We start from the raw sequence: 15218 nt of genomic DNA, 5'->3' as shown, positions 1-15218 counted from the left end.
AGTCAACGTCGTGTCCGACCCGCAGATCGCCGTCCTGATGTTCATCGCCCATCGCGCGACCGAGCGCCGGGTGTTGGCACGGATCGCCGAGGAAGGGGCCGACGACATCACTCCGGCGCAGTCCCGGGTGCTACAGCGGCTGGCACCCGAACCCATGCGGCTGACCGATCTCGCCGAGCAGGCGGGTGTCACCAAGCAGACCGCGGGCGGCATCGTCGACCAGCTCGAGGCGGCTGGCTACCTGACCCGGGTGCCGGACCCGTCCGACCGTCGCGCCCGGCTGGTGACGCTGAGTGAGCGGGGCGTTCACCTGTGCGAGGTCGCCGCGCGTGAGGTCGAGGCGCAGCAGCAGGAGTGGCGCGAGCATCTCGGCGACGCTCAGTTCGCCGCCCTGGAAGAGGCATTGCGGTCGTTACGCGACGTCACCGATCCATATCGATGATCTCGGCGTCCTCGTCGGTGCCGATGTCGTCGCGGTCGGCCCAGTCGATGAGGGTGTCGAGTCGGTGCGCGACGTCGTCGATCTCCGCGTGCAGGTCTCCGAGTTCGGCGAACCGGGCCGGCACGGTGGCGATGGTGAAATCGTCGGGTTCGATGTCGTCGATCTCGGCCCAGGTGATCGGCGTCGACACGGTGGCCCGCTCGTTGCCGCGCACCGAGTAGGCCGAGGCCATGGTGTGGTCGCGGGTGTTCTGGTTGTAGTCGACGAAGACCGCCGCCGGGTCGCGGTCCTTTCGCCACCAGGTCGTCGTCACGTCGTCGGGCGCCCGACGCTCGACCTCCCGGGCGAACGCGAGAGCCGCACGCCGGACCTGTGGGAAGCCCCACTCCGGCGCGATGCGGACGTAGATGTGCAACCCGCGACCGCCCGAGGTCTTGGGGAACCCGCGCATACCCAGTTCGTCGAGAACCTCTTCGACGACGTGCGCCACCCGCCGGATCCGGGGGAACGTGCAGTCGGGCATCGGGTCGAGGTCGATACGCCACTCGTCGGGCGACTCGGGGTCGTCGCGCCGTGAGTTCCAGGGGTGGAACTCGACGGTCGACATCTGCACCGCCCAGATCACCGATGCGAGTTCGGTGACGCACAGTTCGTCGGCGGTGCGGCCGTACCGCGGGAAGTAGATCTCGGTGGTCTCCAGCCAGTCCGGCGCGCCGGCGGGGACGCGCTTCTGGTGGACCTTGTTGCCGCTGACGCCCTTGGGGAACCGGTGCAGCATGCACGGACGGTCGCGCAGCGCACGGACGATCCCGTCGCCGACGGACAGGTAGTACTCGGCGAGATCGCGCTTGGTCTCACCGCGCTCGGGAAAGTAGACGCGGTCGGGACTCGACAGCCGGACGGTGCGGTCGCCGACCTCGAGCTCGATGGGATCGCCTGCGGAACCCGACGTTTTCGCCATGACCGCCACTGTATGGCTCCGATGCCGGTGGGCGGCGGACTCCGGGCCGCGTCGTGCGTGCCGGGTCGTCGGCCTGGGTCGTCGGGCTGGGGCATCGATCGGACTTACCTACCGGTAGCCTTCGACCATGCCTGAGTTCGTGACCCTCGAGTGCTCCGACGCTCATCCGGGGGTCGGCACCATCCTGCTGCACCGGCCGCCGATGAACGCGTTGAGCCGGCAGGTGCAGGCCGAACTGGCCGCCGCGGCCGAGGAGGCCACGGTCCGCGCCGACATCAAGGCCGTCGTCGTCTACGGCGGCCCGAAGATCCTGGCGGCCGGCGCGGACGTCAAGGAGATGCGGGACGTCGGCTACGCCGAGATGAGCCGGGTGGCGGGTCGCCTGCAGAGCGATCTCGGCGCGATCGCCGCCATCCCGAAGCCGACCGTCGCGGCCATCACCGGGTACGCGCTCGGCGGTGGCCTCGAAGTCGCGTTGGGTGCCGACCGACGGATCGCGGGCGACAACGCGAAGCTCGGGCTGCCCGAGGTCCTGCTCGGTCTCATCCCCGGCGGCGGCGGCACGCAGCGGCTGGCACGCCTCATCGGGCCGTCGAAGGCCAAGGACCTGATGTTCACCGGCCGCTTCGTCGACGCCGCGGAGGCGCTGGCGATCGGACTCGTCGACGAGGTCGTCGCGCCGGACGAGGTCTACAACGCCGCGCTCGCCTGGGCCGGACAGTTCGACGGCGCCGCCTCGGTGGCGCTCGCCGCGATCAAGAAGGCCGTCGACCAGGGCCTCAGCGTCGACCTCGACACCGGGCTCAAGATCGAGGAGCAGCTGTTCGCCCCGCTGTTCGCGACCGAGGACCGCGCCATCGGTCTGACTTCGTTCCTCGAGAACGGCCCCGGGAAGGCGGAATTCGTCGGCCGCTGAGCCGTCGTCGCCGCGTACCCCTCGACCACAGCACCCCATCACCACGCACACAGGAAGCGATCATGACCACCGACGCCACACCGGGCACCGATCCCGCTCCCAATCCGCACGCCACCGAGGAACAGGTCAAGGCTGCCCTCACCGACACCAAACTCGCCCAGGTGCTCTACCACGACTGGGAGGCCGAGACCTACGACGAGAAGTGGTCGATCAGCTTCGACGAACGCTGCATCGACTACGCGCGTGGCCGTTTCGACGCCGTGGCCACCGACGAGCCCCTGCCGTACGGTCGCGCGATGGAACTCGGTTGTGGCACCGGCTTCTTCCTGCTGAACCTGATGCAGTCGGGTGTCGCGTCGAAGGGGTCGGTGACCGACCTCTCGCCGGGCATGGTCAAGGTCGCCCTGCGGAATGCGGAGAACCTCGGTCTCGATGTCGACGGCCGGGTCGCCGACGCGGAGAAGATCCCGTACGACGACGACACCTTCGATCTAGTCGTCGGACATGCTGTGCTGCACCACATTCCCGATGTCGAGCAGGCGCTGCGCGAGGTGCTGCGGGTCCTCAAGCCCGGCGGGCGGTTCATCTTCGCGGGTGAGCCGTCGACGATCGGTGACTTCTACGCGCGCTGGATGAGTCGGGCGACGTGGTTCGCCACGACCAATGTCACGAAGTTCGGTCCGCTGCAGGGGTGGCGGCGCCCGCAGGAGGAACTCGACGAGTCCTCGCGTGCGGCCGCGCTCGAGGCCGTCGTCGACATCCACACCTTCGATCCCGACGAGCTCGCCGGCATCGCCCGCGCCGCCGGCGCGCAGAAGGTGGCCACCGCCACCGAGGAACTGGCCGCCGCGATGCTCGGCTGGCCGGTCCGCACCTTCGAGGCCGCTGTGCCGCCGGAGAAGCTCGGCTGGGGCTGGGCCCGCTTTGCCTTCGGTGGCTGGAAGCGGCTGACCTGGCTCGACGAGAACGTGCTGCGCAAGGTCGTACCCCCGAAGTTCTTCTACAACGTCGTGGTGACGGGGACGAAGCCGCAGTAGGCGGTTCCGTCGTCAGGCCATGGGCTACTCCTTCGATCTCGACGACGTCGCGTTCCTGCGGTCGCGGCACGGCGAGAAGGCGCTCGACACGGTGTCCGGCCTCGAGCTCACCCCGTCGACGATGCTGGCTGACATCACCGAGGTACGCAGCCGATACGCGCCCCACGACGCCGCACTGATCGAGACGGTGCAGTGTCGTAGGCGCGCCCGCTCGAAGCTGCGCGATGCCGAGGGCCTCCTGCTCACCGATGACGCCCTGCAGCAGGCGACCGCGTCGGTGGTCGCCGCGCACCGTGCGGAAGAGATCGCGGCGCGGTTCCCGGAATCGGTGGTGCACGACCTGACCTGTTCGATCGGGGCGGAGCTACGAGAGCTGGTGCGCGCCAACGGTATCTCGGGTGTCATCGGCAGCGACATCGACCGGGTCCGGCTCGCGATGGCGCGTTCCAACGTGCCGGAGGCGACGCTGCTGGTCGCGGACGCGCTCACCCCGACCTCGACCGCGGACGTGCTCCTCGCCGATCCCGCGCGGCGATCGGACGCGGGCCGCATCTTCCGGCTCGATCAGCTGACCCCACCGCTCTTCGAGCTGTTGACCACCTACCCCGGCCGCGCGCTCATCGTGAAATGCGCTCCCGGACTGGATCATCAGATGCTGCGAAACCGCTATGGCTTCGACGGCGAGGTCCAGGTCACCTCACTCGACGGCGGCGTGCGCGAGGCGTGCCTGTGGACGGGCCCGGGTGTGGAGCCCGGCCGTCGGGCCACCGTGCTGCGCACCCGCGCCGACGGAACGGTCGCCGAGGTCGAGGTCACCGACCGCGAAGACGACGACGTGCCGGCCGGTGAGGCGGGGGAGTGGATCGTCGACCCGGACGGGGCGATCGTGCGCGCCGGGTTGGTCAAGCACTACGCCCGCCGGTCCGGGCTCTGGCAACTCGACCCGCAGATCGCCTATCTCACTGGTGATTCCGTCCCCGACGGCGCCCGCGGGTTCCGGGTGATCGAGCAGACGGGGGTGACCGAGAAGGCGCTCCGGAAATCGCTCTCGACGCTCGACTGCGGCCCCCTGGAAATCCTTGTCCGCGGACTCGACGTCGACCCCGACCGGCTGCGGAAGAAGCTCAAGCTCAAGGGCTCCCGGCCGTTGTCGGTGGTGCTGACCCGGATCGGGCGCAAGGGTGTCGCGTTCATCTGTGAGCCGGGCGTCCGGTTCTGAAACGAACCCGATCACGCAGAGTGCGGGATCGGTATCGGTTTCCGGTACGAATCCCGCACTCTACGAACACCTACTCGAGATCGGCCTTGCTGTCGAAGAAGTACACCTCGCCGAGATTGGTCGCGGTCGCGATCTGTCCGGCGTAGGACACCGAGACGCCGGTCGCGAAGCCGCGCGAATCCGGCAGCGGCAGAGTCCGTTTCGTCGCGCCGTCGGTCGTGGACACCTCGACCAGGGACAGGGAGTCCTTGCCGGGATCGCGGGCGACCGTCCACGCGGTCTGCTGCTGGGTCAGCGCGGACAGGCTCACTGTCGCCAGATCTGTGCGCTGCCAGACCTGTTCGGCGCGATCGCCCCGATCACGCAGCAAGGTCAGCGGGGCGCCGAGCGAACCGGTCGGGATGATCAGACCGTCCGGGGAGACGGTCATCGTCGCGAATCCGTGGCCGCCGATGTCGTAGGTCCACCGCGTCGATCCGTCCTCGGCGTTCAGGGCGACGATCTTGCCGTCGCGCGAGAACGCATAGACGGTCGCGCCGTCGGCCGAGAGCGTCGGGGTCCCGATGACGCCGCTGGGGACGTCGGCCTGCCACGCAGTCCGGACTTCGCGGTTCCCGGCAACGGCGCCGTACTTCATCGCGCGGATCTGCGACGTCGCTGCGCCCTGGGGAAAGAAGTTGAGGAAGAAGCGTTCTCGTTCGGTGTCGACGGCAGCGGGGGCGGGGATCGCGCACTGCGGCCCATTGCTCACGCAGTCGCCGAAGCCGCGGAGCGGTTGCGCCGGATCGGCGTCGTCGCGCAGTCTCACCTCAGGCGCGAGGAGTTCGTTGCGCTGGGTGTCGATCAGCAGGATCTGACCCTGTGTGGTGGCGACCAGCACCTCGTTCGGGGCCGCGAACTTCGCCGACAGCGGTACCCCGATCACGCCGGCCCGCCAGCGGATGGCGCCGCCGGCATTGAAGGCGAGGAAGGTCGTCTCCTCGCCGAGATAGGGCTGGTCGTACTGATCGACGAGCATCGCGTTGATCTCGACACCGGCCCGCATGTCCTTGCAGAAGTTCTTGCGTCCGGAGCGGCTGTCGAGCACGAGCACGTTGCAGCCCTGCGCCGCATTCGACGTCACGCCCACGTTCCCCTTGCCGGAGATCGTCACCGGCGCGGTGACCGGGCCGCCGGTCGGCCGTGTCCAGCTCAGCGTGAGGTCCTCCGGCACATCGGCATACGCGAAGTTGGCGTTGCCCGGGACGCCCCCGTAGCTGGGCCAGCCGACGCTCGGCACGGAGCGGACGTCGATGTGGCCGTCCGAGCAGGCGGCGAGCGCCATCGAGCACACGGCCGTCAGCGCGACGAGCGGGCGGGTCAGCGCGGATCGGCGGCGTCGAGACACCTGCGGTCGTGCCAAAGCCATCCTGCTCCTCGTCGTCGTGCCCTGTTCTGCGTCGTGTCCAGGCGCCGGGCATGCCATCGAACGGCACTCCGCGCCAGCAGTGAGCCTATCGTGCGCGAAAATCGCGTCGATTAGGGTTTCTGGTCATGACCACCATGTGGAATGCGTCGTACCGGTCCCGCCGGCGCGCGGGCCGACGCCGCGACCCCGACCAGGCGCGTTTTCTCACGCTGGACTCGCTGCGATGGATCAGACGCAACCGGGCGTACACACCGTGGTACCTCGTGCGCTACTACCGCCTGGCGCGGTTCCGCCTCGCCAATCCGCACATCGTGCTGCGGGGCATGGTGTTCCTCGGGCGCAACGTCGAGATCCACGCGACGCCGGAACTCGCGCGCATGGAGATCGGTCGCTGGGTCCACATCGGCGACGGCAACTCCATCCGCTGCCACGAGGGCAGCCTCCGCATCGGCGACAAGACCGTCTTCGGCTGCAACAACGTGGTGAACTCCTACCTCGACCTCGAGATCGGCGGTTCCACCCTCATCGCCGACTGGTGCTACATCTGCGACTTCGACCACAAGATGGACGACATCACGCTGCCGATCAAAGACCAGGGCATCGTGAAGGGCCCGGTGCGCATCGGGCCGGACACGTGGGTCGCGGCCAAGGTGTCGGTGCTGCGCAACACCATCGTCGGGCGAGGATGCGTGCTGGGCTCGCACGCGGTGGTCAAGGGCGTCATCCCCGACTACGCCATCGCGGTCGGCGCCCCCGCCCGGGTGGTCAAGAACCGGATGGACGACTGGGCCTCGAACGCCGCCGAACGCGCCGAACTCGAACGCGCCCTCGCCGACATCGAACGGAAGAAGGCCGCGGCCGAGCGGGACCCTTCGTGACGCCCTCCGCAGGCTCCGGGCTCCTCAGGGAGCAGGGGGTGGAGGCCCTCCGCAGGCTCCGGGCTCCTCAGGGAGCAGGGGGCTATGCCTGGCTCGGGTCCCGTTCTGGCAGCGGGCGTTCCGGGATGTCGGGCCGTCCGATCGCGTGCCGGACCCGACGCTTCGCGGCGAGGTGCACGCTCGCGGTGCGCTCGGCGACCTCGGCCCAGGAGAACTCCGCGGTGAGCCGCGCCCGAGCCCGCAGTGCTCGCTGCGCGGCCGCGCCCGGATCGGACAGCGTGGCCCGGACCGCCGCGGCCAGACCGGCGACATCCGCGGGCTCGAACGTCAGCCCGGTGTCCGGCTCGCGAACCGCCTCACCCAGACCCCCGGTCGTGGACACGATCAAGGGCACGCCGGTCGCCGCCGCCTCCAGCGCCACGATCCCGAACGGCTCGTAGCGACTCGGCAGCACGATGGCGTCGCAGCGGTGCATCAGCGTAACCAACTCGGTGTGGTCGACCGGGCCGACGAACCGCACCGCCTTGCCGACCCGATGCTTGCGCGCCTGCTCCATCAGCCAGTCCCGCTGAGTGCCGTCACCGGCGATCGTCAGCGTCGTACCCGGATGGCTGCGCCGGATCCGGGGGAGAGCCGCGAGCAGATCCTGCACGCCCTTCTCGTATTCGAGCCGACCCGCGAACAGCAGCTCGGCCGGACCGCTCGTCCGAGCACGTTCGGCGAACGGCCACGTACGGATGTCGATGCCGTTGTGGATCACCGTGATGTCGGTGGCGTCGTAGCCGAACAGTCGGTTCACCTCGTCGCGCATCGACGCCGAACACGTGATGAGAGCATCGGATTCGGACACCAGCCACCACTCGACCGAATGCACCTGCCGGTTCGTCCGACCGCTCACCCAGCCGCTGTGCCGCCCGGCCTCCGTCGCGTGGATCGTGGAAACCAATGGCACATCGAAGAACTCGGCCAGCGCGATGGCCGGGTGGGCGACCAGCCAATCATGCGCGTGCACGACCTCCGGCATCCATCGCGACCCGATCGCTCCGCTCCCGGCGCCGTGCAGAATCCGAAGTCCCGCCCGCACGAACGCATGCCCCATGGCCAGCGTCCAGGCCATCATGTCCTGCCCGAACTCGAACTCCGGCGGGTCCTCGGCGACGGCCAGAATCCGAACACCCTCGACGACGGTGTCCGTCGTCGGATGACTCACCGCATCGGTCCCCGACGGACGCCGGGTCAGCACGACCACGTCGTGCCCGGCGGCGGCCATCTCGGTGGCGAGGTGATGGACATGCCGGCCGAGTCCGCCCACCACCACCGGCGGGTACTCCCACGACACGAATAACACCTTCATCGGATTCCCCCCTCGACACCGACCCGGTCGGCGGTCAGAGCCGTGTGCAGCCGGCGCGCATCGAGTGCGGGAAAGAGATTGTCGGCACGCGCCCAGGCGGCGGCGAGCGTCTCGGCTGCGTCGTCGCGGCCCCGCATAGCCGCGTCGCTGATCTCGCGGGTGGCATGCGCATGCGTGTGAGCTCGCGACACAGCGTACTGCGCCGCGGTGTCCTTCGACACCATGAACGGCCAGTCCGAGGACACGGTCAGCAGCGCCTCGCGCACGATCTGATCGGCGACCCGGCTGCGTGCATTCCCTTGTTGCCGCAGCTTGGCGACCGCGGCGAGCGCCGTCTCGGTGACCTCGGCGTTCAGGTCGACCAGGTGCTGCACGGCCGGGCCGTTCCACACCCGCCAGTCCTTACCCGACCCCCACGACGACCTGGGGAGGTCGATGGGCGCGCCGACGAGCCCGGCCTGCGTTGCGCCCGCGAGTGTCCCGACGGTGACCCCGACCTCGGGCAGACGTCGCAGCACCCGATCCAGCCAGACCGGGCCCTCATGCCACCAGTGCCCGAACAGTTCGGTGTCGAACGCGGCGACCACCAGCGCAGGCCGGCCGATCCGCGCGGACTCGTCGACCAGACGCTGCCGCACATGCGCGACGAAGTCCTCGACGTGCCGGTCGACCACCGCGTCGACGCGCGCCGGGTCGTAGGGCTTCTTGTCCTTTCCGGACACGGTCCGGCCGGTGACCCGGAATCGCTTGAGCCCGGTCTCGTGGTCATAGGTGTGGAAATCCCGATAGGCGCCATGACCCGGATAGCCCGACTTCGGCGACCAGACGCGATAGCTCACCGTCAGGTCACGTCCGTAGGCGACGACGGCGCTGTCGCCGACGGGGCGTCCCAGCGCGGTGTCGCCGTGCAAGGCGGGCCCGTCGACCATGAAGTGGCGCACGCCTGCGCGGTCGTACTCCGTTTCCATCCCCGGCGCGAAGGCGCACTCGGGTGCCCAGATCCCGGTCGGATCGAAACCCCACCGGGCATGGGCGTCCGCGAGCCCCTCGGTCAGCGAGAATCGGCGCAGTCGCGGGTCGAGCAGCGGTGCGAACGGGTGGGCCAGGGGCCCGCCCAGGATCTCGACGACGCCGCTCGAGGCCAGTCCGCGGATCAGTGGCGACGCGCCGTGACGCCATCGGGAGGCAAAGGTGTCCAGCGCGCGCTGGGCGTCGAGGTACTCACGGCGGCCTGCCGCGGCTCGGTCGGCGTCGCGGGACATCGCCGCCTGCGTGGCCCGGAGCTGCCAGTCGGCGAGCCACTCGTACATCGACGACGCACAGTGCGGATCGTCGAGCTGCGCGGCCAGCACCGGCGTGATCCCGAGGGAGAGCTGGTCGGTGAAACCGTCGGCGGCCAGCCGCTCGAGCATGTCGAACAGCGGCAGGTACGACGCGGCCCACGACTGATACAGCCATTCCTCGCCGACCGGCCAACGGCCGTGATTGGCCAGCCACGGCAGATGCGAGTGCAGGACCAGCGTGAACTGGCCCGGGACGGGTTCGGTGCGGGTGGTCACCCCTCAGCCCCGTAACGCGACGGCGAACAGGTCGAGCGAGTCGTCGATGTCGTACACGCCGGAATCGACGACATCGAAGTCCGCGGCGACCACGCCGGCGACATCCGCGGCCAGCTCGTCCGGCCAGGGCTCGCCGGCGAGCGCACGCTCGATCTGGGCGTCGATGAGCGAACCGCCCCATTTGGTGTCCAGGGCGCGAAGGCGCGGTCCGTGGACGACTCCCCACATCGCGTCGATCACGAAGCCGCCGTCGAGAAGCAGTTCGGTGAGTTCGGCCGCGTCGAGCTCACGGGTGTGGAACGGGTTGAGCGGTGTGTCGCGACCGGGGGAGAAGGTGATGCGGTTGGGCGTCGACATGAGCAGGACCCCGCCCGGACGCAGCACGCGGTGGCATTCGGCGACGAATCGCGGCTGATCCCAGAGGTGTTCGATGACCTGGAAGTTGACTACGATGTCGACCGAGGCGTCGGCGAGGGGGAGGTCGACGAGGTTGCCCTGGTGGACGACGAGCTGGGGATAGCGGCGTCGGGTGTGTTCGACCGCGGCGGCGTCGTAGTCGACGCAGACCACCGACGACGCCCCGGCGTCGGCGATCATCGCGGCGCCGTACCCCTCGCCGGAGCCGGCTTCGAGGACGTCGTGGCCCGCGCACCGGTCGGCGATGTGGCGGTAGGCGATCTCGTGGCGCCGGAACCAGTAGTTCTCGGCGGGAATCCCCGGGACCGTCCGCTCGCCGGTCAGCGCCAATTGCTGGTCGGTGTCGAGCGCCTCGAGACCAGTGGTTGCCGTCCCGCGCGACGATCCGAGGTCTGCGTCAGTCATCTGACAGAGAGTAGGGCATGCCCCGGGGACCGCCGGGGCCGTCGTACCGAGCGAGCGAACGGTAGCGTGCATTGTGTGAGGTAGTCGATGTTTAGTGGAAACATAGGAGACGCTAAAGTGGTGGGGACCCATGGCCTTACCCGCCGGTAAGTTGCCGAACCCGATGCAGGAGGTCGACGTAGACCCATGACAAACATTGTCGTACTGATCAAGCAGGTTCCCGACACATGGTCCGAGCGCAAGTTGTCCGACGACGACTACACCCTGGACCGTGAGGCCGCCGACGCCGTCCTGGACGAGATCAACGAGCGCGCCGTCGAGGAAGCGCTGAAGATCAAGGAGGCCGACGGCGGTGAGGTCACCATCCTGACGGCGGGTCCCGAGCGCGCCACCGACGCCATCCGCAAGGCCCTGTCCATGGGCGCCGACAAGGCGATCCACATCAAGGACGACCTCATGCACGGCTCGGACGCGGTCCAGACCGCCTACGTGCTGGCCCGGGCGCTCGGCACGGTCGAGGGTGTCGAGCTGGTCATCGCCGGCAACGAGGCCACCGACGGTCGCGTCGGCGCCATCCCGGCCATGATCGCCGAGTACCTCGAGCTCCCGCACCTGACCCACCTGCGCAAGCTGACCCTGGAGGGCGAGACCCTCAAGGGCGAGCGGGAGACCGACGACGGCATCTTCCACGTCGAGGCCAGCCTGCCGGCCATCGTCAGCGTGAACGAGAAGATCAACGAACCGCGCTTCCCCTCCTTCAAGGGCATCATGGCCGCCAAGAAGAAGGAGGTCACCGTCCTGACCCTCGCCGAGATCGACGTCGAGGCAAGCGATGTGGGCCTGGAGAACGCCGGCTCGGTCGTGACGGCGAACACCCCGAAGCCGCCGAAGACCGCGGGCGAGCGCGTCACCGACGAAGGCGACGGCGGCACCAAGGTCGCCGAGTACCTGGTCGGCCAGAAGATCATCTGACCTTCTCCACGCAGACCACCGGCGAACCCCCAGACATTCAGGAGAAAACCACCATGGCAGAAGTACTCGTTCTCGTGGAACAGGACGCCGAAGGCGCCCTGAAGAAGGTCACCAGCGAGCTCATCACCGCCGCCCGCGCACTCGGCACCCCGTCGGCGGTCGTCGTCGGCAAGCCCGGCTCGGCCGACGGCATCCTCGACGGACTCAAGGAGGCCGGCGCGGAGAAGATCTACGTCGCCGAGTCCGACGATGCGGGTAGTTACCTCATCACCCCGCAGGTCGACGTGCTGGCCTCGATCGCCGAGACCGCCTCGCCGGCCGGCATCCTCGTCGCGGCCACCGCCGACGGCAAGGAGATCGCCGGCCGCTTGGCCGTGCGCCTCGGCTCGGGCGTCCTCGCCGACATCGTCGACGTCAAGGAAGGCGGCGTGGGCATCCACTCCATCTTCGGTGGCGCCTACACCGTCGACGCCCAGGCCAAGGGCGAGGTCCCGGTCTTCTCGATCCGCCCCGGTGGCGTCGAGGCCGCTCCGCAGGCCGGCGCCGGCGAGCGTGTCGACGTCGAGGTCCCGGCTCAGGAAGAGGGCGCGGTCAAGATCACCAAGGTCGAGCCGAACGTCGGCGGCGATCGTCCCGAACTGACCGAGGCGTCGATCGTCGTCTCGGGTGGTCGCGGTGTCGGCAGCGCCGAGAAGTTCTCCGTCGTCGAAGAACTCGCCGACGTGCTCGGTGCCGCCGTGGGCGCTTCGCGCGCGGCCGTCGACTCCGGTTACTACCCCGGTCAGTTCCAGGTCGGTCAGACCGGTAAGACCGTGTCGCCGCAGCTGTACGTCGCCCTGGGCATCTCGGGCGCCATCCAGCACCGCGCCGGCATGCAGACCTCGAAGACGATCGTGGCCGTCAACAAGGACGAAGAGGCCCCGATCTTCGAGATCGCCGACTACGGCGTTGTCGGCGACCTGTTCAACGTTGCGCCGCAGCTGACCGAAGAGGTCAAGAAGCGCAAGTGATCATGAGCTGATCAACTGCAGGACCCGGTGACCCCCGACTCCCCGTCGGGGGTCACCGTGCGTTCGGGGGTCGTTCACCCGCACGTGGCCGTGGCGAGGCCTGTTCATCCGGTGGCGGCCCGAGTTCATCGAACTCGCACCGACACGACACGCTGCGGTGGTCCTGCCGATGCCCGGTCTCGTTTCCATTCGAGTCATGAACGCCATGCAGTCGCCAGTCCGCACCAGCCATGTCGCGCGCGCTCGGTTCTCGCGGGCCGTGCCGACGACCCTGCTCACCGCGGGGCCCATCCGGGTCCTCGTGTCCGACGATCCCGCCGACATCGTCGCCGCCCAGGAACTGCGGTATCGCGTCTTCGCCGACGAACCCGGCTTCTCCAACCGCATCGGTGACGCGGTCACCGGACGGGATGCCGACCGGTTCGACGCCTTCTGCGAGCACCTCATCGTCCGCCACGCCGACGACGGGGTCGTCGGGTGTGCGCGCCTGCTCTCCCCGGCGCGGGCGATCGCCGCCGGCGGCTGGTACTCGGCCACCGAGTTCGACCTCCGCGAGATGAACGACATCGTCTCCGCCACCGTCGAATTGGGTCGAGCGTGTGTCCACTCCGAGTACCGCGACGGGTCGGTGACCGCGCTGATGTGGGCGGCGCTGCTGCAGTACATGGACGACGCCGACCTGCGATACCTGATGGGTTGTGTGTCGGTGCCCCTGCACACGCCGGGTGAATGGCTGCCGGGTTCGTCGCTGCGCGCCCTGCGCGATCGTCTGCGCGACGACCACCAGGACCCCGAGCGCCGCGCCCACCCGCTGGCGCCGGCCCGCATCGGCGGACGCCTGCTCGACGACATCGTGCCGTCCGACACGGTCGCGATGCCGGCACTGATGCGTGGATACCTCCGCCTCGGCGCCCGCATCTGTGGCGAGCCGGCGGTCGACGACGTCTTCGACGTCGCGGACTTCCTGACCCTGCTCGACCGCGAAGGTGCCAACAAGCGATACCTCGACCGGCTGCGATCGAGTGCCCGACGGCTGGGTTCGGCCCGCACGGATGCCACGCCGGAGCCCGGGGGCGCGGCACGATGACCGCCCTGCTGGTCGGTCCGGTCGGACCTCGCTCCGAGCGTTTCCGACGCGAGCACGCCGCCTGTCCGCCTGCCCGCCCGGCCGGCGCGCTCGCGCACCCGTGGTTCCCGATCAGCACCTGTGGTGACGGTTGCATCGGTGCACCGCGGGCCGGGCGGTTCGACGCGGTCACCGGCGCGACGATCGTCGCGTGGCGTCTGTGCCGACTCGTGGTGGTCGTGGTGTGGATCGTCTGGGCGGCGCTGACCACCGGGGCGGTGGCGCGGCTGCGTCGTCGTCCGCCGCGTCCCCTGCGTCGATCCGCGTCGGGTGCACTGCTGGCGGCCCTGGGTATCGCCGTCCGCGTCGAGGACCGGCGATGTGGCCCGACCCGCGCCGGACTCGTGGTCGCCAATCACATCTCGTTCCTCGACGTCTTGGCGCTCGCGCTGATCAGCCCTGCTGACGTGGTGGCCAAATCCGATGTCGTCGGGATGCCGGTGGTGTCGTCCCTCGCGCGCCGGTTCGGCGTCATCGCCGTCGACCGCGGCACACTCCGCGGTCTGCCGGGGACGGTCGGCGACGTGGCCGGGCGGCTGCACTGCGACTCGTCGGTGATCGTGTTCCCCGAGGGCACCACGTACTGCGGCCGCTCGGCCGGTGCATTCCGACCCGCGTTCTTCCAGGCCGCGATCGATGCGGACGTGCCGGTCGTGCCGGTGAGGTTGCGTTTCGTCGGCAGCGACGGGACCACCGCGACGGCACCGAGTTTCATCGGCGCCGACACCCCGGCCGACACGCTGCGGCGGGTCCTGCGGGCGCGTGGTCTCGTCGTCACGATGGTCATCCACCCGCCCGAGGAACCCGGCGCAGATCGTCGCGAGCTGGCGCGTCGGTGTGAGCGCGTCGTGGCGGGGCGATTCCCGGGCGCGGAAAGTGACATCACCCGTTCCCTGATATAGGTTTTTCCGGTAGCCGTCCGCAGCTCTGCGGACGATCAACCGCGTACCTCCAGGAGGCCGACGATGACGTCCACTCAGACCCGAGAAGCCGCGCGCGCCAAGTTCTTCGAACTCCGGGACGTCGACGGCCGAGTCGACGACGCCGACCTCGACACCGTGTGGGCGGGACTGTCGCCGCTGCGGCCCGAGGAGATGCTCGGCGCATGGAAGGGCGGCGAGTTCACCACCGGGCACGCCATCAACGGCGCGCTCGCCAAGGCCAACTGGTTCGGCAAGACGTTCACCTCACGCAGCGACGTCCAACCGCTGGTGTGCCGCGACGAGAACGGCAACCTCTACTCCAACACCAAACTCGGCAAGGGCGAGGCCAGCCTGTGGGCGATCGAGTTCCGCGGCGAGATCACCGCGTCGATGGTCTACGACGGTCAGCCGGTCATCGACCACTTCAAGCGCGTCGACGACACCACGGTGATGGGGATCATGAACGGCAAAGGCGGAGTCATCGACGGCCGTCACTTGTACTTCTACCTCGAGCGGGTCTGAGGCGGGCTGTCGTTCCGCGTCCGATCGCGGAATTTGTCGGCGACCTACGCGCGTTTATCCTTGCTAGCG

General features: G+C 69.1%; 15 protein-coding genes. 10 read left to right on the top strand and 5 right to left on the bottom strand.

Annotated elements, in window-relative coordinates; translation table 11 throughout:
• The first annotated feature begins 10 nt into the window (after window positions 1–10).
• Complete coding sequence (locus FFS52_RS04845) at window positions 11–442, top strand: MarR family transcriptional regulator (protein WP_137809016.1); 432 nt, start codon at window positions 11–13, stop codon at window positions 440–442.
• Here the strand turns inward: FFS52_RS04845 and ligD are convergent.
• On the bottom strand, window positions 423–1403 hold the full coding sequence (gene ligD / locus FFS52_RS04840) for a non-homologous end-joining DNA ligase (protein ID WP_137809015.1): 981 nt from the start codon (window positions 1401–1403) through the stop codon (window positions 423–425). The two genes, FFS52_RS04845 and ligD, sit on opposite strands and share 20 nt — an antisense overlap.
• Window positions 1404–1530: 127 nt before the next feature.
• Here ligD and FFS52_RS04835 point away from each other — a divergent pair, with 127 nt between their 5' ends.
• The 3 genes from FFS52_RS04835 (at window position 1531) to FFS52_RS04825 (ending at window position 4575) form a co-directional block, all read left to right on the top strand.
• A complete protein-coding gene (locus tag FFS52_RS04835) occupies window positions 1531–2319 on the top strand; it encodes an enoyl-CoA hydratase-related protein (RefSeq protein ID WP_137809014.1) in 789 nt (262 codons plus the stop codon).
• A gap of 62 nt (window positions 2320–2381) precedes the next feature.
• Complete coding sequence (locus FFS52_RS04830; protein WP_137809013.1) at window positions 2382–3356, top strand: class I SAM-dependent methyltransferase; 975 nt, start codon at window positions 2382–2384, stop codon at window positions 3354–3356.
• Window positions 3357–3375: 19 nt separating this feature from the next.
• Window positions 3376–4575 carry a class I SAM-dependent methyltransferase gene (locus FFS52_RS04825; RefSeq protein ID WP_137809012.1) on the top strand — a complete coding sequence of 400 codons (1200 nt, stop codon included), beginning with the start codon at window positions 3376–3378 and terminating at the stop codon, window positions 4573–4575.
• A gap of 70 nt (window positions 4576–4645) precedes the next feature.
• Here the strand turns inward: FFS52_RS04825 and FFS52_RS04820 are convergent, their stop codons facing one another.
• Window positions 4646–5983, bottom strand: a complete 1338-nt coding sequence (locus tag FFS52_RS04820) for a PQQ-binding-like beta-propeller repeat protein (RefSeq protein WP_065632671.1) — start codon at window positions 5981–5983, stop codon at window positions 4646–4648.
• 125 nt (window positions 5984–6108) lie between these two features.
• Here FFS52_RS04820 and FFS52_RS04815 point away from each other — a divergent pair, with 125 nt between their 5' ends.
• Window positions 6109–6861 (top strand): acyltransferase, encoded by a 753-nt coding sequence (locus FFS52_RS04815; RefSeq protein WP_065632672.1) that lies wholly within the window; start codon window positions 6109–6111, stop codon window positions 6859–6861.
• An 82-nt stretch (window positions 6862–6943) separates the two neighbouring features.
• On the opposite strand, the gene FFS52_RS04810 is transcribed toward FFS52_RS04815, so the two are convergent.
• The 3 genes from FFS52_RS04810 to FFS52_RS04800 are packed head-to-tail and all read right to left on the bottom strand — an operon-like array spanning window position 6944 to window position 10596.
• The gene (locus tag FFS52_RS04810; RefSeq protein ID WP_137809011.1) at window positions 6944–8215 is read right to left on the bottom strand and encodes a glycosyltransferase family 4 protein; all 1272 of its coding nucleotides are present in this window, start codon (window positions 8213–8215) and stop codon (window positions 6944–6946) included.
• Window positions 8212–9774, bottom strand: a complete 1563-nt coding sequence (locus FFS52_RS04805) for a glycoside hydrolase family 57 protein (protein ID WP_137809010.1) — start codon at window positions 9772–9774, stop codon at window positions 8212–8214. Before FFS52_RS04805 ends, FFS52_RS04810 begins: the two co-directional genes overlap by 4 nt.
• 3 nt (window positions 9775–9777) lie before the next feature.
• Window positions 9778–10596 carry a class I SAM-dependent methyltransferase gene (locus FFS52_RS04800; protein ID WP_068970698.1) on the bottom strand — a complete coding sequence of 273 codons (819 nt, stop codon included), beginning with the start codon at window positions 10594–10596 and terminating at the stop codon, window positions 9778–9780.
• 186 nt (window positions 10597–10782) lie between these two features.
• On the opposite strand from FFS52_RS04800, the gene FFS52_RS04795 reads away from it, so the two are divergent.
• From FFS52_RS04795 to FFS52_RS04775, 5 genes are all read left to right on the top strand, one after another.
• On the top strand, window positions 10783–11568 hold the full coding sequence (locus FFS52_RS04795) for an electron transfer flavoprotein subunit beta/FixA family protein (RefSeq protein ID WP_004019278.1): 786 nt from the start codon (window positions 10783–10785) through the stop codon (window positions 11566–11568).
• A gap of 53 nt (window positions 11569–11621) precedes the next feature.
• The gene (locus tag FFS52_RS04790) at window positions 11622–12578 is read left to right on the top strand and encodes an electron transfer flavoprotein subunit alpha/FixB family protein (protein WP_068970697.1); all 957 of its coding nucleotides are present in this window, start codon (window positions 11622–11624) and stop codon (window positions 12576–12578) included.
• Window positions 12579–12678: 100 nt separating this feature from the next.
• Entirely contained in the window at window positions 12679–13665 is a 987-nt protein-coding gene (locus FFS52_RS04785) for a GNAT family N-acyltransferase (protein ID WP_137809009.1), read from the top strand.
• On the top strand, window positions 13662–14606 hold the full coding sequence (locus FFS52_RS04780) for a lysophospholipid acyltransferase family protein (RefSeq protein WP_137809008.1): 945 nt from the start codon (window positions 13662–13664) through the stop codon (window positions 14604–14606). Before FFS52_RS04785 ends, FFS52_RS04780 begins: the two co-directional genes overlap by 4 nt.
• A gap of 63 nt (window positions 14607–14669) precedes the next feature.
• Complete coding sequence (locus tag FFS52_RS04775) at window positions 14670–15149, top strand: DUF4334 domain-containing protein (RefSeq protein WP_058252161.1); 480 nt, start codon at window positions 14670–14672, stop codon at window positions 15147–15149.
• Window positions 15150–15218: the final 69 nt, after the last annotated feature.

The organism is Gordonia sp. ALPHA1B1 (assembly GCF_005502615.1).
Classification (GTDB): Bacteria; Actinomycetota; Actinomycetes; order Mycobacteriales; family Mycobacteriaceae; genus Gordonia; species Gordonia hongkongensis.
This window is presented reverse-complemented; position numbering and strand designations above follow the sequence as displayed.

Excerpts from the sequence above, each read along its gene's own strand:
- ligD (WP_137809015.1), bottom strand. The coding sequence starts at position 1,403 with ATGGCGAAAACGTCGGGTTCCGCAGGCGATCCCATCGAGCTCGAGGTC.
- FFS52_RS04835 (WP_137809014.1), top strand. The coding sequence starts at position 1,531 with ATGCCTGAGTTCGTGACCCTCGAGTGCTCCGACGCTCATCCGGGGGTC.
- FFS52_RS04830 (WP_137809013.1), top strand. The coding sequence starts at position 2,382 with ATGACCACCGACGCCACACCGGGCACCGATCCCGCTCCCAATCCGCAC.
- FFS52_RS04825 (WP_137809012.1), top strand. The coding sequence starts at position 3,376 with ATGGGCTACTCCTTCGATCTCGACGACGTCGCGTTCCTGCGGTCGCGG.
- FFS52_RS04820 (WP_065632671.1), bottom strand. The coding sequence starts at position 5,983 with ATGGCTTTGGCACGACCGCAGGTGTCTCGACGCCGCCGATCCGCGCTG.
- FFS52_RS04815 (WP_065632672.1), top strand. The coding sequence starts at position 6,109 with ATGACCACCATGTGGAATGCGTCGTACCGGTCCCGCCGGCGCGCGGGC.
- FFS52_RS04810 (WP_137809011.1), bottom strand. The coding sequence starts at position 8,215 with ATGAAGGTGTTATTCGTGTCGTGGGAGTACCCGCCGGTGGTGGTGGGC.
- FFS52_RS04800 (WP_068970698.1), bottom strand. The coding sequence starts at position 10,596 with ATGACTGACGCAGACCTCGGATCGTCGCGCGGGACGGCAACCACTGGT.
- FFS52_RS04795 (WP_004019278.1), top strand. The coding sequence starts at position 10,783 with ATGACAAACATTGTCGTACTGATCAAGCAGGTTCCCGACACATGGTCC.
- FFS52_RS04790 (WP_068970697.1), top strand. The coding sequence starts at position 11,622 with ATGGCAGAAGTACTCGTTCTCGTGGAACAGGACGCCGAAGGCGCCCTG.
- FFS52_RS04780 (WP_137809008.1), top strand. The coding sequence starts at position 13,662 with ATGACCGCCCTGCTGGTCGGTCCGGTCGGACCTCGCTCCGAGCGTTTC.
- FFS52_RS04775 (WP_058252161.1), top strand. The coding sequence starts at position 14,670 with ATGACGTCCACTCAGACCCGAGAAGCCGCGCGCGCCAAGTTCTTCGAA.